Source organism: Nocardioides limicola (assembly GCF_016827675.1).
GTDB classification, from domain to species: Bacteria; Actinomycetota; Actinomycetes; order Propionibacteriales; family Nocardioidaceae; genus Nocardioides; species Nocardioides limicola.
Map to the genome: position 1 here is coordinate 455,988 of NZ_JAERJA010000002.1, position 18,444 is coordinate 474,431.

General features: G+C 69.6%; 18 protein-coding genes. 6 read left to right on the forward strand and 12 right to left on the reverse strand.

The window, feature by feature from the left end; genetic code table 11:
* Complete coding sequence (locus JKG67_RS06180) at positions 1–1,263, reverse strand: MFS transporter (RefSeq protein WP_203336388.1); 1,263 nt, start codon at positions 1,261–1,263, stop codon at positions 1–3.
* 82 nt (positions 1,264–1,345) lie between these two features.
* Here JKG67_RS06180 and JKG67_RS06185 point away from each other — a divergent pair, with 82 nt between their 5' ends.
* Complete coding sequence (locus tag JKG67_RS06185; RefSeq protein WP_203336389.1) at positions 1,346–1,837, forward strand: helix-turn-helix domain-containing protein; 492 nt, start codon at positions 1,346–1,348, stop codon at positions 1,835–1,837.
* 120 nt (positions 1,838–1,957) lie between these two features.
* Here JKG67_RS06185 and purL read toward each other — a convergent pair whose 3' ends face one another.
* Entirely contained in the window at positions 1,958–4,240 is a 2,283-nt protein-coding gene (gene purL / locus JKG67_RS06190) for a phosphoribosylformylglycinamidine synthase subunit PurL (RefSeq protein WP_307816452.1), read from the reverse strand.
* Between the two features lie 178 nt (positions 4,241–4,418).
* Between purL and JKG67_RS06195 the strand changes: the two genes are divergently transcribed.
* Positions 4,419–5,735, forward strand: coding sequence for a glycoside hydrolase domain-containing protein (locus tag JKG67_RS06195; RefSeq protein ID WP_203336390.1), 1,317 nt, complete (start codon positions 4,419–4,421; stop codon positions 5,733–5,735).
* A gap of 34 nt (positions 5,736–5,769) precedes the next feature.
* Here JKG67_RS06195 and JKG67_RS06200 read toward each other — a convergent pair whose 3' ends face one another.
* The 6 genes from JKG67_RS06200 to JKG67_RS06225 all read right to left on the reverse strand — a co-directional run bounded on the left by JKG67_RS06200 (position 5,770) and on the right by JKG67_RS06225 (position 9,982).
* Entirely contained in the window at positions 5,770–6,216 is a 447-nt protein-coding gene (locus JKG67_RS06200; protein WP_203336391.1) for a DUF3817 domain-containing protein, read from the reverse strand.
* Positions 6,213–6,878: a phosphoribosylformylglycinamidine synthase subunit PurQ gene (gene purQ / locus JKG67_RS06205; protein WP_203336392.1), complete on the reverse strand. Its 666-nt coding sequence runs from the start codon at positions 6,876–6,878 to the stop codon at positions 6,213–6,215. Before purQ ends, JKG67_RS06200 begins: the two co-directional genes overlap by 4 nt.
* Positions 6,875–7,126: a phosphoribosylformylglycinamidine synthase subunit PurS gene (gene purS, locus JKG67_RS06210; RefSeq protein WP_203336393.1), complete on the reverse strand. Its 252-nt coding sequence runs from the start codon at positions 7,124–7,126 to the stop codon at positions 6,875–6,877. The genes purQ and purS overlap by 4 nt, the downstream gene beginning before the upstream one ends.
* Before the next feature lie 95 nt (positions 7,127–7,221).
* Positions 7,222–7,413, reverse strand: a complete 192-nt coding sequence (locus JKG67_RS06215; protein ID WP_203336394.1) for a hypothetical protein — start codon at positions 7,411–7,413, stop codon at positions 7,222–7,224.
* Positions 7,410–8,972, reverse strand: a complete 1,563-nt coding sequence (locus tag JKG67_RS06220; protein ID WP_203336395.1) for a long-chain-fatty-acid--CoA ligase — start codon at positions 8,970–8,972, stop codon at positions 7,410–7,412. The genes JKG67_RS06215 and JKG67_RS06220 overlap by 4 nt, the downstream gene beginning before the upstream one ends.
* A 122-nt stretch (positions 8,973–9,094) precedes the next feature.
* Positions 9,095–9,982, reverse strand: a complete 888-nt coding sequence (locus tag JKG67_RS06225; RefSeq protein ID WP_203336396.1) for a phosphoribosylaminoimidazolesuccinocarboxamide synthase — start codon at positions 9,980–9,982, stop codon at positions 9,095–9,097.
* Between the two features lie 63 nt (positions 9,983–10,045).
* On the opposite strand from JKG67_RS06225, the gene JKG67_RS06230 reads away from it, so the two are divergent.
* The 3 genes from JKG67_RS06230 to JKG67_RS06240 are packed head-to-tail and all read left to right on the forward strand — an operon-like array spanning position 10,046 to position 11,939.
* Positions 10,046–10,354, forward strand: coding sequence for an antibiotic biosynthesis monooxygenase family protein (locus tag JKG67_RS06230; RefSeq protein WP_203336397.1), 309 nt, complete (start codon positions 10,046–10,048; stop codon positions 10,352–10,354).
* Positions 10,351–11,487: an acyltransferase family protein gene (locus JKG67_RS06235; protein ID WP_203336398.1), complete on the forward strand. Its 1,137-nt coding sequence runs from the start codon at positions 10,351–10,353 to the stop codon at positions 11,485–11,487. Before JKG67_RS06230 ends, JKG67_RS06235 begins: the two co-directional genes overlap by 4 nt.
* Positions 11,484–11,939 (forward strand): hypothetical protein, encoded by a 456-nt coding sequence (locus tag JKG67_RS06240; protein WP_203336399.1) that lies wholly within the window; start codon positions 11,484–11,486, stop codon positions 11,937–11,939. The genes JKG67_RS06235 and JKG67_RS06240 overlap by 4 nt, the downstream gene beginning before the upstream one ends.
* Positions 11,940–11,966: 27 nt before the next feature.
* Here the strand turns inward: JKG67_RS06240 and purB are convergent, their stop codons facing one another.
* Positions 11,967–13,385 (reverse strand): adenylosuccinate lyase, encoded by a 1,419-nt coding sequence (purB, locus tag JKG67_RS06245; protein ID WP_372442041.1) that lies wholly within the window; start codon positions 13,383–13,385, stop codon positions 11,967–11,969.
* 108 nt (positions 13,386–13,493) lie between these two features.
* On the opposite strand from purB, the gene JKG67_RS06250 reads away from it, so the two are divergent.
* Positions 13,494–14,048, forward strand: coding sequence for a hypothetical protein (locus tag JKG67_RS06250; protein WP_203336401.1), 555 nt, complete (start codon positions 13,494–13,496; stop codon positions 14,046–14,048).
* 1 nt (position 14,049) lies between these two features.
* On the opposite strand, the gene purD is transcribed toward JKG67_RS06250, so the two are convergent.
* The 3 genes from purD to lysS all read right to left on the reverse strand — a co-directional run bounded on the left by purD (position 14,050) and on the right by lysS (position 18,307).
* Positions 14,050–15,324 (reverse strand): phosphoribosylamine--glycine ligase, encoded by a 1,275-nt coding sequence (purD, locus tag JKG67_RS06255; protein WP_203336402.1) that lies wholly within the window; start codon positions 15,322–15,324, stop codon positions 14,050–14,052.
* A gap of 235 nt (positions 15,325–15,559) precedes the next feature.
* Positions 15,560–16,843 (reverse strand): adenylosuccinate synthase, encoded by a 1,284-nt coding sequence (locus tag JKG67_RS06260; protein WP_203336403.1) that lies wholly within the window; start codon positions 16,841–16,843, stop codon positions 15,560–15,562.
* Between the two features lie 39 nt (positions 16,844–16,882).
* On the reverse strand, positions 16,883–18,307 hold the full coding sequence (lysS, locus tag JKG67_RS06265) for a lysine--tRNA ligase (protein ID WP_238998099.1): 1,425 nt from the start codon (positions 18,305–18,307) through the stop codon (positions 16,883–16,885).
* Positions 18,308–18,444 lie beyond the last annotated feature (137 nt).

The window sequence follows — 18,444 nt, forward strand, 5'->3', positions numbered from 1 at the left end:
TCAGCGTAGTTGCTGGGCGGTCTCAGCATCGGGGAGGCTGCGCATTCCACGCAGCGGCGAGAACAGCACCGGGGCTGCGGCCACGAAGGAGATGCCACAGCCGAGCCACACAGTGGGCACCACGCCGACCTGGGAGGCGACCACTCCGGCAACGAACGCGCTGATCGGCATCACTCCCCAGACCAGGCATCGGATCGACGCGTTCATCCTGCCCAGCAGTGCCCGGGGGCAGACCCGCTGGCGCATGCTGACCTGGGTGACGTTGTAGGCAAGGACGCCGAAACTGATGGCGAACTCGGCCACCACCAGCATCGCGAACCTGGCCGGCTGCGTCGGCGCCAGCACAGTCAGCGGCAGCAGGAAGCCGGCCACCCCCATCCCGACGGCAGCCACCGGGATGACCGTGCCCTCACCGATCCGGCGGCTCAGTGCCGGGGTGAGAGCCGCGCCGACGATGCCGCCGACGGCACCGACGCTGATGGCCAGCCCCATCATCCACGGCTCGAAGCCGAGCGTTCGGAGGATCAACAGCGGAGCAAGGGTGAAGACCATCGTCATGCCGAAGTTCCCGATCGCCGTGCACAGGGTGATCCGGCGGATCAGGTCGTGACGCCAGACGAAACCGAGCCCCTCACCGATCTCGCGCAGCAGCGAGTCTCGCTCGGCAGGGGTACGGCGTACCTCGGTGTCCCGGATCCGGGCCAGGAAGAGCGCCGAGACGAGGTAGCCGACCGCGTCGGCGATCACCAGCAGGGGGGCGCTGATCACCTTGAGGGCCAGCCCGCCCACGCCCGGGCCGGCGATCCGGGCGACCTGGAAGCTCGCCTCCAGTCGGGAGTTGGCCGAGGAGATCTGGTCGGGTCGGACCAGGATCGGCACATAGGACTGGTAGGAGACGTCGAAGAAGGTGGTGGCCACACCCAGCACGGCGGCGACGGCGTACAGGTGCCAGATCTGCAAGGCATCGGTGTACCAGAGCAACGGGATCGCGGTGAGCGCTCCGGCGCGGACCAGGTCGGCGGCGATCATCACCCGGCGCTTGAGCCAGCGGTCGACCCAAGCGCCCGCAGGGAGGCCGATGAGCAGGAAGGCGGCGGTGGCGAAGGTGTTGAGCAGGCCGATCTGGAACTCGCTCGCCATCAGCAGGTGTACCGCGATCACCGGGATGGCGATCTGGCCGATCTGCACCCCGAACTGGGCGATGGTTTCGCCGGCCCACAGGTGCCGGAAGTTGCGGTCGCGGCTCAGTGAAGGTGGGGTCATGCGTTCGTCTGCCGTCGCCATGCCTCGCATCATGCCACAGTGATTAGGCATTGCCAATCACTTATGGGACTACGATGAACAGGTGACTGACGATGCGCTGGCTCGCGGGCGGGCTCTCAGTTCCCCGCTGCGGCTCCGCATCCTGCGGATCTGCCTGCACGAGCCGCGGACCAACAAGGAGATCGCCGACGTACTCGGCATCACGCCGGCCGCAGCCCTGCACCATGTGCGCACCCTGACCAGGGCTGGGTTCCTCGAAGCCCAGGAGTCGCGCCGTGGCAACCGCGGCGCCAAGGAGATCCCCTACTCCGCGACCGGGGCCTCCTGGGACACGCCGCTGGCCGACGGACAGCACCATCTGCTCCTGGACACGTTCCTGGCCGAGGTCGCCGAGATCGCCCCCACCGAACTCGACACGATCAGGCTCGGCCTGAAGCTCGATCAGCCCCGCCTCGACGAATTCAACGACCGGTTGCGGGCGCTGCTGAACGAGTTCAAGGACCTGCCCCCCGACCCGGCCGGGAAGGCGATCTCACTCTTCATCGCCGTGCACCCCGACCCGCAAGCCGACTGACCGACCGCCGAGGTGGGGTTTGTGGCCCGCCGAAGTGGGGTTTGTGGCCCATGGCGCGGCCACAACGCCCACCTCGCGCGGCCACAAACCCCACCTCGCGCGGCTGGGCGTCGTACTTGGTCAGGCGTCGAGGATCGCGGGGAGAGTAGAGGTCCAGGTCTCGCGGAGTTCACTGACTGGAATCGAGAAGGTCACCGATTCCGGGGCTGCGGTCTGGGAGAGGCCCGCAATGACGAGGGAGTCGCCGCCGGTGGCACCGAGCTGGGTGAGCGGTACGCCGTGACGCTCCGCGAGCTCCTGCAGGCGGGGCAGATCATCGACGGTGACCGTGACCAGCGCGCGTGCCACCGACTCGGAGAAGAGCGACACGAACGCATCACCCGGCACCGCCACCGTGGCGCCGACGCCATGGCGCAGCACCGACTCCGCCAGCGCCTGCGCGAGGCCGCCATCGGAGAGGTCGTGGGCAGAGGTGACCACGCCGCGCGCCTGAGCCAGCAGCTCGCCCAGCGACCGTTCCGCCGCCAGGTCGACCCGCGGGGGCAGACCGCCGACGTGCCCATGCGCCACGTGCGCCCATTCACCACCGGAGAGCTCCTCGCGGGTCTCGCCGAGCAGCACCACCACCTCGTCGGCGGCCGCGAAGCCGGCGCGCGTCCGACTCTCGACGTCGTCGATGACCCCGAGCACCGCCACCACCGGGGTGGGCAGGATCGCAGTGTCGCCGGTGGAGTTGTACAGGCTGACGTTGCCGCCGGTGACCGGGATGCCCAGCTCGGCGCAGGCGTCCTTGAGGCCCCGACAGGCCTCCGCGAACTGCCACATCACCCCCGGCTCCTCGGGGGAGCCGAAGTTGAGGCAGTCCGAGATCGCCAGCGGGGTGGCACCGGCGACCGAGACGTTGCGGTAGGACTCCGCCAGCGCCAGCTGCGCGCCGGCGTACGGGTCGAGCAGCGCGAAGCGCCCGTTGCAGTCGGTGGAGACGGCGACCCCGAGCCCGGTCTCCTCATCGACCCGGATCATCCCGGCGTCCTCGGGCTGGGCGAGCGCGGTGTTGCCGCGCACGTAGCGGTCGTACTGGTCGGTGATCCAGGACTTGTCGCACAGGTTCGGCGAGCCGAGCAACTGCAGCAGGGTGGCCCGCAGCTCGTCGCCGGTCGCCGGCCGGGGCAACGCCTCGGCCCGGTCCGCCTGCAGCGCGTCCTGGGAGTCCGGCCGCGCGAACGGGCGCTGGTACGTCGGACCCTCGTGCGCCACGGTCCGCGGCGGGACGTCGACGACGCGTTCGCCGTGCCAGTCCACATGCAGCCGGCCGCTGTCGGTCACCTCACCGACCACCGTGGCCTCGACATCCCACTTGGCGCAGATGGCCAGGAACTTGTCCACGTCGGCGGGCTCGACGACCGCCATCATCCGCTCCTGGGACTCGCTCATCAGGATCTCTTCGGGTGACAGCGTCGAGTCGCGCAACGGCACCCGCTCCAACTCCACGTGCATGCCGCCCTCGCCCGCGGAGGCGAGCTCGGAGGTGGCGCAGGAGAGTCCGGCGCCGCCGAGGTCCTGGATGCCGGCCACCACGCCGGCCGCGAAGAGTTCGAGGGTGCACTCGATCAGGAGCTTCTCCATGAACGGGTCACCGACCTGCACGCTGGGCCGCTTGGCGGGGCCGTCCTCGCTGAACGTCTCGGAGGCGAGCACCGAGACCCCGCCGATGCCGTCGCCGCCGGTGCGGGCGCCGTACAGGATCACCTGGTTGCCGACACCGGACGCCTTGGCCAGATGCAGGTCCTCGTGCCTGAGCACACCCACGCAGAGCGCGTTGACCAGCGGATTGCCGGCGTAGCTGGCGTCGAAGACCGCCTCGCCGCCGATGTTGGGCAGGCCGAGGCAGTTGCCGTAGCCGCCGACCCCGGCCACGATGCCGGGGAGCACCCGGTGCGTGTCGGGGGCGTCGAGCGGGCCGAACCGCAGCGGGTCCATCACCGCGACCGGGCGTGCGCCCATCGCCAGGATGTCGCGGACGATGCCGCCGATCCCGGTGGCCGCGCCCTGATAGGGCTCCACGTAGGAGGGGTGGTTGTGGGACTCGACCTTGAAGGTGACGGCGTACCCGTGGCCGATGTCGATCACGCCGGCGTTCTCGCCGATGCCGGCGAGCATCTTGCCGACCGGGGTCTCCTGGCTCAGCTCGCCGAACTGCTTGAGGTGCACCTTGGAGGACTTGTAGGAGCAGTGCTCGCTCCACATCACCGAGTACATGGCCAACTCGCTGCTGGTCGGCCGGCGGCCGAGGATCTCGCGGATCCGGGCGTACTCGTCCTCCTTGAGTCCGAGCTCGGCCCACGGCTGGGTGCGGTCGGGGTCGGAGGCAGCAACGGCGACGGTGTCCAGGGCGCTTGTCACAGGGGGCAATCTACCGGCCCCGGGCGGTACGCCGGAGCGCAGGGCGAGGGGGTGGGACGCTGGCCCGGCCTGCCGGGCGACGCAGCCCGGATCAGGCCGAAGGACTCTGTTGCTTCTGAGGCCAATGGGACTAAAGTGCACCATCCCCCGACCGGCAACCTGCGCGCTGAGAGCCCCCATGAGCATCCGTCGTACCGTCGCGACCGCGGCCGCCGCCGCCCTCCTGGCGGCCCTGACCATCGCCGCGCCAGCGCAGGCCAGCAACCGCGCCACCCCCGGCGACTTCACCGGCTACGGCTTCGACCAGTGCCTGGCGCCCACCCAGAAGGCGATGGACACCTGGCTGCACCACTCCCCCTTCTGGGCGGTCGGCATCTACATCACCGGAGACTCGCGCGGCTGCCGCAACCAGCCGAACCTCACCCCCACCTGGATCAGCACCCAACTGGCCAACGGCTGGCGGTTGCTGCCGATCACGTTGGGCCCCCAGGCCGGCTGCAGCCCGCACTTCCCCAGGTACGGCAACGACCCGGTGATCAGCCGCAGGGTCGGTGACGGCACCTACCCGAGGGCACGCGCCCAGGCCGTCGCCGAGGCCGACAAGGCGGTGACCGAGGCTCTCCGGCTCGGCATCGTCGCGGGCAGCACCCTCTGGTACGACATCGAGGCCTTCGACATCACCAAGGTCCGCTGCCGCGAGTCGGTGCTGTGGTTCCTGTCCGCCTGGACCGAGCGGCTGCACCAGAGGGGCTACGTCTCCGGCGTCTACTCCAGCGCCGGCTCCGGGATCAAGGCACTCGATGACGCCCGGGTGAACCGCCCCGGCACCTTCACGCTGCCCGACCGGATCTGGCTGGCCCGCTGGGACGGGATCGCCAACACCTCCAGCAGCTTCATCCGCGAGGACGGTTGGCGCCCCGGCGGCCGGGTCAAGCAGTACCTGGGCGGACACCTGGAGACCTGGGGCGGGGTGACGATCAACATCGACTCCAACTGGCTCGACCTCGGCCGCGGCTCCAGTCCGCGCCCCAAGTCACGGCTGTGCGGCACCAAGGTCGACTTCGCGGTCTATCGCAAGGTCGGCCCCGCGAACGCCCGCCCCGCCCAGACGAAGGCCTTGAAGTGCCTGCTGAAGCGGCAGGGCTTCTACCAGGGCAAGGTCAACGACCGCTACACCGACAATCTGCGCCGGGCGATCCGCGCGTTCCGGGCCGCGCACCCGGGCAAGGTCGCCGCCACCTTCAACCGGCGCAACTGGGTGCAACTCCACGCCCGCGGCGGCCAGCCGGTACTCAAGGTCGGCTCCACCGGCCCTGCTGTACGACGTGTGCAGCGCGCGATGAACGCCGCCGGCGGACCGAAGCTGGCGATCACCGGCGCCTTCGACCGGGCCACCGAGACCGCCGTGAAGGAGTACCAACGCAAGGTCGGCGTGACCGCCAGTGGGGTCATCTCCCTGGACCGGTGGCAGGTGCTGACCGAGGGACGGCGCTGACTCGGCCGAGGTGTTTCAGGCGAGGCGGGCCGGCTCAGCCGACAGGGGGTCCGACCGCCAACGCCGCCGCGGTCATCGCCGCCACCAGCACCACGAATGCGGCGATCCCGAGGCGGTGGTGCCGCAAGAGCCAGCAGACCACCCGCTCGGCCGCGTTGCGGTTGGTGTCGGGGTGGGTGAGCCAGTGGTCGCGGGTCAGGCCACGACGCTCCACCCACAAGTCGAAGGGGACCGTCGCCAGCGGTGGCACCGCTGCCACCAGGCCGAGTACGCCGACCCGGAACGGCCACCGTTGGTCCACCCAGACCAGCACCGTCACCAGGCAGTAGCCGATGAAGACCACCCCGTGCAGCATCCCGAAGACGGTGACGCCGAGCTCGGTGGTGCCGGTGACGTACTTGAGGAACATCCCCACCAGCAGCAGCGCCCAGGTGATCGCCTCGGCGATGGCGACGGTGCGGAACACCCGCGCCGGGGTCACGAGGCGACGGTCTCCAGCAGGCTGGTGAAGAAGCCGAGGCCGGCAACCCCGGGGCCGTAGCCCTCCTCCACCGCGTGCTCGGGGTGCGGCATCAGCCCGACCACGTTGCCGCGTTCGTTGGTGACACCGGCGATGTCGCGCATCGAGCCGTTCGGGTTGCCGACGTACCGGGCCACCACTCGGCCCTCGCCTTCGAGTCGGTCCAAGGTCTGCTCGTCGGCAGCGAAGGCACCTTCGCCGTTCTTGAGCACCACGGTGACCTCTTCGCCGGTCCGGTAGCCGCTGGTCCACGCGGTCGCGGTGTTCTCGATCACCAGGGCCTGGTCGCGGCAGATGAACTTCCGGTGGTGGTTGCGGATCAGCGCACCGGGCAGCAGGTGGGACTCGGTGAGGATCTGGAAGCCGTTGCAGATACCGAGCACCGGCATCCCCCGGCCGGCGGCCGCGACGACCTCGGTCATCACCGGCGCGAACCGGGAGATGGCGCCGGCGCGCAGGTAGTCGCCGTACGAGAAGCCGCCGGGCAGCACCACGGCGTCGACACCGCGCAGGTCCGCATCCCCGTGCCACAGCGGCTGCGCCTCATGGCCGGCGAGGCGAACCGCGCGGACGGCGTCAACGTCATCGAGGGAACCAGGGAAGGTGACGACCCCGACCCTCATGCGTCAACCTCGACGCGCACCGAATAGTCCTCGATCACCGGGTTGGAGAGCAGCGTCTCGGCCATCTTGTCGACCTCGGCGAGCACCTCGTCGGTGATCTCGCCGTCGACGGTCAACTCGAACCGCTTGCCCTGCCGAACGTCGGCGACCCCGGAGAAGCCAAGCCGCGGCAGCGCGCCGAGGACGGCCTTGCCCTGCGGGTCGAGGATCTCGGGCTTGGGCATGACATCAACCACGACACGGGCCACGGGGCGACTCCTGATAACTGGCGCGAATGCTGCGAGGGCAGTCTAGTCGCCCGGAACGGCCCCCGGGTCAGGGGTCTCGGCAGGCGCGACCGGTGTCAGCGCCGCTGCAGGGCCACGATGATCGCGGCGACTCCGACGCCGGCCACGATCGGTCCGATGATCGCCCAGGTCTGCTCGCCGGTCATCGGGCTGCCCTCGACATAGCCCAGCCCCTGCAGCGTCCACAGGCCACCGAGCAGCAGCATCAGCACCCCGGCCACCACGCCGATGGTCTGGCCGCGGGTCATGACAGCTCCCGCTTCAAGATCTTGCCGGTGGCGGTCATCGGCATGGCGTCGACGAACTCGACGATCCGGGGGTACTTGTAGGCCGCCATCTGGTCCTTGGCCCAGGCCACCAACTCGTCCTCGGTGATCTCGACGTCGGCGTTGCGGATCACCACCGCCTTGATCTCCTCGCCGTGACTGTCGTGGGGTACGCCGATCACCGCGGCCAGCGAAACGGCCGGATGGGTCATCAGCACCTCCTCGATCTCGCGCGGGTAGACGTTGAAACCGCCCCGGATGATCATGTCCTTGGAGCGGTCCACGATGTAGTACCAACCGTCGGCGTCACGCCGGCCCAGATCGCCGGAGCGGAACCAGCCGTCCTGGATCGCCTCCGCGGTGGCTTCCGGCCGATCGTGGTAGCCCTTCATGATGTTGTGGCCCTTGATCGCGATCTCACCGACCGCGTCGGGGTCCTCGGGCACCTCGTCCCAGGTCTCGGGGACGAGCAGCTTCATCTCCACCCCGGGGATCGGGGTGCCGATCGAGCCGACCCTGACCGGCTCACCGAGCCGGGAGAAGCTGGCCACCGGCGAGGTCTCGGACAGTCCGTAGCCCTCCAGGATGGTGACCCCGAAGCGGCTCTCGAACTCCTTGTGCACCTCGACCGGCAGCGCCGCGCCACCGGCCACAGCGACGCGCAGGTGGCGAGCCAGCGCGGCCACGTCGACGGAGTCGTCCAGGGCACCGAGCAGGCCCCAGTACATGGTGGGTACGCCGGCGAAGAAGGTCACCTGCTCCTTGGCCATCGTGGCCAGCGCCGCAGCGGCTTCGAAGCGGGGCAGCATCACGATGGTGCCGCCGTAGGCGAGGCCACCGTTCTGGATGACCGTCTGGCCGAAGGAGTGGAAGAGCGGCAGCACGCACAGGTAGGTGTCGGGCCGGTCGGCGTCGGCCCTGAAGAGGGCGGCGCCGGAGAGGGCGTTGTCGCGCATGTTGCGGTGCATCAACTCCGCGCCCTTGGGCTGGCCGGTGGTGCCGGAGGTGTAGAGGATCACCGCGGTGTCGTCCTCGTCGCGGACCACGGTGTCGAAGGTCGGCGGCTGCCCGGCCATCGCCTGACCGAGCGTCTCGGTGCCGTCGATGGGCGAGGCAGCGGCCGGGTCGACGGTGATCATCAGGAACGTCTCGCAGCCCGGGGTGTCGGAGAACCCGGCGTACCCCTCGGCGCCGATCGGCAGCTCGGCGGTGCCCTCGAAGCAGAGGTAGGCCTTGGCCGAGGAGTCGGCCAGGTGGTAGGCGACCTCACGGCCCTTGAGGAGCACGTTCAGCGGCACCACCACGGCGCCGGCCTTGAGGATCCCGTAGTAGGCGATGGTGAAGTGCGGCAGGTTCGCGCAACTGAGCGCCACCTTGTCACCGGGCTCGATGCCGCGGGCCACCAGCGCGTGGGCGACCTGGTTGGCCGCACCGTTGACCTGGGCGTAGCTGAGCCGCAGGTCTCCGATCACCAGCGCGGTGCGGTCGGGGTAGGTGGCGGCAGAGTCCTCGAGCAGCGAGGCAAGGTTGTAGGTGGCCATGGTTCTCCCTCTTCTGTGGCGGCGCTCACCAACCTACCGCCGCGACTGCGCGGTGCGTCCAGTTCTGAACGCACAACGCGCCCGGGTCCGGTTGTCGTCGACGACAATCCGGAGCGCTCCCGTCAGAAGCGGAGGCCGGAGAGGCGTTCGTAGGCCTCGATGTAGCGAGCCCGGGTGTGCGCGACCACGCCCTCGGGCAGCGGCGGCGGTGGGGCGTCGCCGCTCCGGTCCCAGCCCGACTCGGGCGAGGTGAGCCAGTTGCGCACGATCTGCTTGTCGTACGACGGCTGGGTGCGGCCGGGCTGCCACTCGTCGGCCGGCCAGAAGCGCGACGAGTCGGGAGTCAGCACCTCGTCGGCGAGCACCACCACGTCGTCGCGGACCCCGAACTCGAACTTCGTGTCGGCCAGGATGATGCCGCGCTCGCGGGACAACTCCTCGGCACGCACATAGACGGCCAGCGTGAGTTCGCGGAGCACCTCGGCCTCGGCCTCGCCGATGGTGGCGACCACCGCGTCGAAGGAGACGTTCTCGTCGTGATCGCCGAGGTCGGCCTTGGTGGCGGGGGTGAAGATCGGCTCGGGGAGCCGGGAGGCGTCCACCAGCCCGGGCGGCAGCGCGATCCCGCAGACCTCGCCGGTGGCCTGATAGTCCAGCAGGCCGGAGCCGGTCAGGTAGCCGCGGGCCACGCACTCGACCGGGAACATCTCCAACTGCTCGCAGATCACCGCCCGACCGGCCACCTGGGCGGGCACGTCGGTGGAGACGACGTGGTTCGGCACGATGTCGGCCAGTTGCTCGAACCACCACAGCGACATCCGGGTGAGGATCTCGCCCTTGTCCGGGATCGTCGTACTCAGCACGTGGTCGTAGGCGGAGATCCGGTCGCTGGCGACCATCAGCAGCCGCCCGGCGTGCTCTCCGGCATCGATGCGGTAGAGGTCGCGCACCTTCCCCGAGTGCAGGTGGGTGGTGCCGTCGATGGCCGGGGCGGGCGGCAGGTTCAGCATGGGCGGCAGCCTAGCGGGGGCGGGCCGCGGGGCCGCACCGGAGGAACGGCTTAGGGTGGACTCATGCCAGTCGTGAAGATCAATGCCATCTCCGTGCCTGCGGGGGCCGGGGAGGAGTTGGAGCGCCGGTTCGCCGCGCGCGCCGGAGCCGTGGAGAACGCCCCCGGGTTCCTCGGCTTCCAACTGTTGCGCCCCACCGCCGGGGAGGACCGCTACTTCGTGGTCACCCAGTGGGTCGATGAAGAGTCGTTCGCCGCTTGGCGGGACGGGGACGCCCGGGCTGCGCACGCCGGTCAGCACGCCAAGCCGGTCGCCTCCGGCGCCCAGCTGCTCGAGTTCGACGTGGTGCTGGACGTCTCCCCCGAAGCATGACCGAGACGACCGGCGCGCGCCGGGACCCCTCCCTGGACACGCTGCGCACCCTGCTCATCGCCTGGATCATCGGCGGTCACGCCCTGCTCGGCTACTCAGCCATCGGTGGTTGGGGGTACGACGAGGTCCAGGAGGTCACCTTCCTGCCGAAGGTGGAGTTCGTGCTCGCCGCGGTGCTGGGGCCCAGCGCGATCTTCTTGATGGGCACCTTCTTCCTGGTCGCCGGGCTGTTCACGCCGGCGTCGGTGAACCGCAAGGGTGTCCTCGCGTTCTGTCGGGAGCGGGCCCTGCGACTCGGACTGCCGTTCGTCGCCTCGGCGTTCGTGATCTGGCCGATGACGATGTGGGTGGCGTATCGGTCCAGTGGCCGGTCGGTCAGCTACGGCTTCCTGCTCACCGGTCGGGACCGGTTGATCGACTCCGGTGGACTCTGGTTCGCCGAGGTGCTGCTGATCTTCTCCCTGTTCTACGCCGTCTGGCGGTGGCTCGGCCCGGCCGCACGCCCCGACCCCGGGCCGATCACGATGAGGCACCTGATCCTGTTGGCGATCATCGTCTTCGCGGTCACCTTCTTCATCCGGCGCTGGTTCCACGCCCGGGCACCGGAGTACTTCGACCTGCACGTGTGGCAGTGGCCGCAACTGCTTTCCCTGTTCATCCTGGGCATCATCGGCGCCCGCCGCGGGTTGCTGGAGCGGGTCAAGGAGCCGATCGGGCGACAGTGTGGCTTCATCGCGCTGGGCACGGTGCTGACGGTGCCGCTGGTGGCGGTGATCTTCGGGATCGACGACACCAGCGGGGACCTGACCCCGTTCCTGTCCGGGTGGCGGGTCGAGTCGGCAGTGTTGGCCACCTACGAGGCGATCCTGGTGGTCTTCGGATCCTGCTGGCTGCTGCGGTTCGCCCAACTCAAGTTGGGCTGGTCCAGCCCCTTCTGGGCGCACATGTCGCGCAGTTCGTTCGCAGCCTTCATCCTGCAGGGGCCGGTGCTGATCCTGATCGCGGTGGCGATCAGACCACTGCCCCTTCCCGCCGAAATCAAGGCACCATTGGTGATGGTGGCCGGCTTGGCCGGCTGCTTCTGGCTAGGTTGGCTGCTGGTGACCCGGACAAGGATCGGACGGATCGTATGAGGCTCTTCAAGCGTCGCAGCTTCGATGCGGATGGACCCATCCGGTTCGAGGACTCGGTCTTCGTCCGATTGTCGGTGACCGCATTCTTCATCGCCGTCGGCGCGGGGGTGGTGGCGCTGTTCCTGCTGCGCCGATGGACCAACCCCGAGATCACCCTGGTGATCGGGGTGGTCGCGGCCGTGGCGCTGCTGGCCTACTTCCTCTCCCCGGAGTCGCTGGTGGTGGACACCGACGAGGTGCGCGACGAGTCCGGGTGGCGCCGTACCGGCTGGCGGATCATCCGCAGCGAGGTGGCCGAGGTGCGCTGGGACGGCGACCCGCAGCTCTTCGAGCCGCTGCACCTGACCTTCGTCGCCCCGGATGGGGAGATCCTGCTGTCCACGCCCGTGGAGTTCGACGTCGAGGTCGTGTCGCGGGCGCTCGCCGCGCGGGGTTGGCCGCTCAAACGCTGAGGCCGCCAGTGCGCATCACGCGACCTGTCAGAGGATCGCGCCCGGTGTGTACGCCGCAGCCTGGGGATGCCGGTCCACCCACTGCTGCACCCGGGCCACCACCGCGCGGGTCTGGTCGACGGCGGCGCCGGTGAACTCGATGGGGTTGGCCAGCAGCGCCTCCAGTTCGGCCGCATCCAGGCCGAGGCGCTCGTCGGCGGCGAGCCGGGCGACCAGGTCGTTCTCGGCCTGGCCCTGACGCATCCCCAGCGCGACAGCGACCGCGTTCTCCTTGATCGCCTCGTGGGCGGCCTCCCGGCCGACACCGGCCTTGACCGCACTCATCAGCACCTTGGTGGTGGCCAGGAACGGCAGGTAACGGTCGAGCTCGCGCTGGATCACCGCCGGGAAGGCACCGAACTCGTCGAGAACGGTGAGGAAGGTCTGGAAGAGCCCGTCGGTGGCGAAGAAGGCGTCGGGCAGTGCGACCCGGCGTACCACCGAGCAGGAGACGTCGCCCTCGTTCCACTGGTCGCCCGCCAACTCACCCACCATGGACAAGTGGCCGCGGACGATCACCGCGAGGCCGTTGACGCGCTCCGCGGAGCGGGTGTTCATCTTGTGCGGCATCGCCGAGGAGCCGACCTGGCCCTCCTTGAAGCCCTCGGTGACCAGTTCGTTGCCGGCCATCAGCCGGATCGTGGTGGCCAGGTTGGAGGGGCCGGCGATCAGCTGCACCAGCGCGGAGACGACCTCGAAGTCCAGCGAGCGGGGGTAGACCTGGCCGACCGAGGTGAGCACCTCGTCGAAGCCGAGGTGGGCGGCGACGCGTGACTCCAGGGCGGCGAGCTTGGAGCCGTCGCCGCCGAGCAGGTCGAGCATGTCCTGGGCGGTGCCCATCGGGCCCTTGATGCCGCGCAGCGGGTAGCGGGCCAGGATCTCCTCGATCCGGGTGAGCGCGACCAGCATCTCGTCGGCGATGGAGGCGAACCGCTTGCCCAGCGTGGTGGCCTGGGCGGCGACGTTGTGGGAGCGCCCGGCCATCACCGTCGACTCGTGCTCGGCGGCCAGCCGGGCCAGCCGGGCTGCGGTGGCGACACCGCGGTTGCGCATCAGCTCGAGGGATTGGCGGACCTGCAGCTGCTCGACGTTCTCGGTGAGGTCGCGGCTGGTCATCCCCTTGTGGATGTGCTCGTGGCCGGCCAGCGCACAGAACTCCTCGATCCGCGCCTTCACGTCGTGGCGGGTGACCCGCTCCCGGTCCGCGATGGAGGACAGGTCAACCACCTCGGCGACCTTCTCGTAGGCCTCGATGACGCCGTCGGGGATCTCGATGCCGAGGTCCTTCTGGGCCTTCATCACCGCGATCCACAACTGTCGCTCGAGGACGATCTTGTGCTCGGGCGACCAGATCTGGGCGAGGTCGGCGGCGGCGTAGCGGGTGGCGAGAACGTTGGGGACTGTCACGGCCCGCATTCTCCCACGCGGATCGACGCGAGCTGCACCAGCGTTCGCGTGCTACGGCTAGCATCGGGCCGAGCGACTGTACTCGGCAGTTCGACGACGGGGAACGGGATGGACGAGCACGCAACGTTGCGGCCTTTCGCGGTGGTGGCCTGGGGCCTGATCCTGGTGATCGCCGATCTCCGGTTCGGCAACCCCGGCATCGACCTGATCCCGGACCCGGTGGGCTGGCTGATGGCGTCCCTGGCGTGCACCTCACTCGCCGGGAAGGTCAGTCACCGGTCCGGAGCACTTCGCCTCGCGGCGCTGGTCGCGGGCGTGGCCGCGGTGGTGGCCTTGCCGGACTGGCTCGGCCACAGCTACCCCCCGATCGAGATCATCGAGCCGGTGCTGATGGTGGTCTTCACCTTCGCGGTATGCACGGCGATCATGGCGCTCGCGCCCCAGAAGCGGGCCACCGCCAACGTCATCCGCTGGGCCGATCTGGCGGTGACCGGTGTCATCACCGTGGCCGCCGTGACCGTCACCAGCTACGAGCCCGCCGAGACACCGTTGCTCACCGCGATCGTCCTCACCGCAGCGATCGCGGGCTTCGTGTTGGTGATCTGGTTCGTGGTCCTGCTGTTCAGCACCTCCCGGCTCGTTGCCTCGCCGGCCGCGGGCTGACTCAGCCGTCGAGGACCGACGCCCCCTCGATCACCCCGAGGGGTTCGGCGGCGATGTCGGAGCGGAGCTGCATCCCGTCGAAGGAGATCAGGTCGGCCGCCGCGTACGCCTGGGCGCGGGCGTCGACAACATCCGCGCCGACCGCCCGGACCGCCAGCACCCGGCCGCCAGCAGTCACCAGGTCACCGGCGTCGGTGACCGCGGTGCCGGCGTGGATCACGTCGATGCCCGGCAGCAGGTCCGCATCCGGGACCCCTACGATCACGTCCCCCTTGGAGGATGACTCGGGGTAGCCAGCGGAGGCGAGCACAACGGTCACCGCAGCGCCCTGGGCGAACCGCGGCGCAGCCACCTCGTCGAGCCGTCCCTGGGCGGCTGCCAGCAGCAACTCACCCAGCGGCGACTCCAGCATCGCCAGCACCGGCTGGATGTCGGGGTCACCGAAACGCGCGTTGAACTCGATCACCCGCGGGCCGGCCTCGGTGAGCGCCAGACCGACGTACAGGCAACCGACGTACGGCATCTCCCGACGCGCCATCTCGTCCAGCGTCGGCTGCACGACCGCGGCCAGCACCTGCTCGGCCAGGTCGTCCTGCGCCCATGGCAGCGGCGTATAGGAGCCCATCCCGCCGGTGTTGGGGCCGCGGCCGCCGTCGAAGATGCGCTTGAAGTCCTGCGCCGGCTGAAGCGCATAGGCTCGTTCGCCGTCGCAGACCGCGAACAGCGACACCTCGGGGCCGTCCAGGAACTCCTCGATCACCACCCGGCCACAGGCCGCCGCGTGGGCGAGCGCCTCGTCCCGGTCGTTGGTGACCACCACGCCCTTGCCGGCGGCCAACGCGTCGTCCTTCACCACGTACGGCGCACCGAACTCATCCAGGGCCGCGGCGGCCTCCTCGGAGCTGCTGCACGTGTGGGCGCGGGCGGTGGGCACGCCGGCGGCGGCCATCACCTCCTTGGAGAATGCCTTGGAGCCCTCGAGTTGCGCGGCAGCTTGCGACGGGCCGAAGCAGGCCACGCCGACCGCAGTCAACGCGTCGGCGACTCCGGCGACCAGCGGCGCCTCCGGGCCGACCACGACCAGGTCCGCGCCGATGCGCTGGGCCAGCGCCGCCACCTCGGGACCGTTCATCGGGTCCACGTCGTGGAGGGTGGCGAACTGGCCGATGCCGGGGTTGCCCGGGGCGGCGTGCACCTCGGTCACGCCCGGGTCCCTGGACAGGGCCAGGGCCAGTGCGTGCTCACGTCCACCAGAGCCGATCACGAGGGTCTTCACGGGCGGTGAGTCTACGGGCCCTTCCTGCGGCCTCCGTCCGGGTTCACTAGGGCGGACGCAGGTCGCCGAACATCGGGAAGTGTGTGACGTCGCGCGTCCACAAGGTGCCGCCGTTGATCAGGGCCCGCCTGGCCGGGCTGGTTCCCACTAGGTGTGGCTTTCCAGTCACCCAGTGACTGGAATCCCACATCCAAGGCCGGACTTGGGCCGCACCAGCGGCCCGCACACCGACCGATCAGCCGTGCACCACGATGGTCTGCTCGCGGCCCGGACCGACGCCGATGCCCCAGAACTTCGCCCCCGACATCTCCTCCAGCGCCTTCACATAGGTCTGCGCGTTCGCCGGCAACTCACCGAAGCTGCGGCAGCCGGAGATGTCGCTCTTCCAACCGTCGAAGTACTCATACACCGGCGTGGCGTGGTGGAACTCGGTCTGCGTCATCGGCATCTCATCGACCCGCTGGCCGTCCACCTCGTAGCCGACACACACCGGGATCCGTTCGAACGAGTCGAGCACATCCAACTTGGTGAGGAAGAACTCGGTCAGCCCGTTCACCCGCGCCGAGTAGCGCGCGATCACCGCGTCGTACCAGCCACACCGGCGGGTGCGGCCGGTGGAGACACCGATCTCGCCGCCGATCCGCTGCAACGCCTCACCGTCGGCGTCGAACAACTCCGTCGGGAACGGACCCGACCCCACCCGGGTGGTGTAGGCCTTGATCACGCCGATCACCCGGTCGATCCGGGTCGGCCCCACCCCGGCGCCGACACAGACACCGCCGGCGACCGGGTTGGACGAGGTGACGAACGGGTAGGTGCCGTGATCCACGTCCAGCATCGTCGCCTGGGCGCCCTCGAAGAGCACCGTCTCGCCCCGGTCCAGCGCCTGGTTGAGCAGCAGCGAGGTGTCCGCGACCATCGGCCGCAACCTCTCGGCGTACGACGTGAGCTCGGCGACGATCGCCTCCACCTCGACCGCACGTCGGTTGTAGACCTTGGTCAGCAGGTGGTTGCGCAGGTCCAGCGCCGCCTCGACCTTCTGCCGCAGGATGCCCTCATCGAAGAGGTCGGCCACCCGGATCCCGACCCGGTTCACCTTGTCCGCGTACGCCGGGCCGATCCCGCGACCGGTGGTGCCGATCTGGTTCTTGCCGAGGAACCGCTCCGACACCTTGTCGATCGTGGAGTGGTAGGAGGCGATCACGTGGGCGTTCGCGCTGACCACCAGGTCGGCGACGTCGACGCCGCGTTCGATCAGGCCGTCGAGCTCCCGGAAGAGCGCCTCGGGTGAGACCACCACGCCGTTGGCGATCACGCTGGTGGCGCCGGGGGTGAGGATGCCGCTGGGCAGCAGGTGGGTGGCGTACTTCTCGCCGTTGACCACGATGGTGTGGCCGGCGTTGTGACCGCCGGAGGTCCGCACCACGTAGTCGATGGTGTCGGTGGTGGCGAGCTGGTCGGTCGCCTTGCCCTTGCCCTCGTCGCCCCATTGGGCGCCCAGGATCACGATCGCAGGCATCTAGCGCTCCTTGTCGGTGTGCTCGGTGTCGGTGCTCAGTCAGTGCTGCTCGGGCTTGAGGTGCGGGAAGAGGATCGTCTCGCGGATCCCGGCTCCGGTGAAGAGCATCACCAGCCGGTCGACACCCAGGCCCAGTCCACCCATCGGCGGGGCGCCGTACTCCAACGCCCGCAGGAAGTCCTCGTCCAACTGCATGGCTTCGGGATCACCGGCGGCGGCCAGCAGCGACTGCGTGGTCAGCACCTCCCGCTGGACGACCGGGTCGATCAACTCACTGAACGCGGTGCCCCGCTCGATGCCGCCGATGATCAGGTCCCACGCCTCGATCAGTCGCGGGTCGTCGGGGTGCTGCCGGGCCAGCGGCTGCGCCGAGGCCGGGTAGTCGCACAGGAACGTCGGCTGCACCAGGGTGGGCTCGACGAGCTCGCCGAGCAGTTCCATCACCAGCGACGCGGCGTCGGCCTTGTCGTCGTACTCGATCTCGTGACGGTCCAGGTGAGCGCGGAGAGTGGCCACCTCGGTGTCCGGGGTGATCGTGTCCGCCACCGCCTCGGAGACGGCCTGGTAGACGGGCAGCCAGCGCCACTCGGTGTCGAGGTCGATCACCCCGGCCGGGGTCTCGATCTGCCGGGAGCCGACCGCATCCGCGGCCGCCAGGAAGAGGTCCTTCATCAGCGCCGCCATGGTGTGCTGGTCGCCGTAGGCCTGATAGGCCTCGAGCATCGTGAACTCGGGGCTGTGCGTGGAGTCGACGCCTTCGTTGCGGAAGATCCGGCCGATCTCGTAGACCCGGTCGATGCCACCGACGACTGCCTTCTTCAGGTTCAGCTCCAACGCGATCCGGAGCGTCATCTCCTGGTCGAAGGCGTTGATATGGGTGCGGAACGGGCGCGCCTTGGCGCCGCCGTGGATCAACTGCAGCACCGGGGTCTCGATCTCGAGGTACTCCTGGTCCTCCAGTACGCCGCGGATCGCCCGCATGATCGCCGCCCGGGCGCGGACCATGTCCCGGGCCTCCTGGCGGACGATCAGGTCGGCGTAGCGTTGCCGGACCCGGTGCTCCTCGGACAGGTCGTGGTGCAGCACCGGCAGCGGCCGCAACGCCTTGGACGCCATCGCCCATTCGGCCGCCATCACCGACAGTTCGCCGCGCCGGGAGGCGATCACTCGCCCGGTGACGAAGAGGTGGTCACCCAGATCCACGGTGTGCTTGAACGCATCCAGCGCCTCCTCACCGACCTCGGCCAGGCTGAGCATCACCTGAAGCCGGGTGCCGACGCCCTCCTGCAGGGTGGCGAAACAGAGCTTGCCGGTGTTGCGCAGGAAGACCACCCGGCCGGCGACACCGACCACGTCGTCGGTCTCCTGACCGGCCTCCAGATGCCCCCACCCGTCGCGGACCTGCGCCAACGTGTGCGTGCGCGGCACCCGGACCGGGTACGGCGCCCGCCCCTCGGCCAGCATCTTCTCCCGCTTGCCGAGCCGGACCTGTCGCTGCTCGCCGGCCTCTGCGGCTGCGGCGTCGAGGGCCTGCTGGACGGCGTCCGGGGCGGTTGCTGGGGTGTCACTCACCGGGCAAGGGTACCGGCGGCGCCGACGCC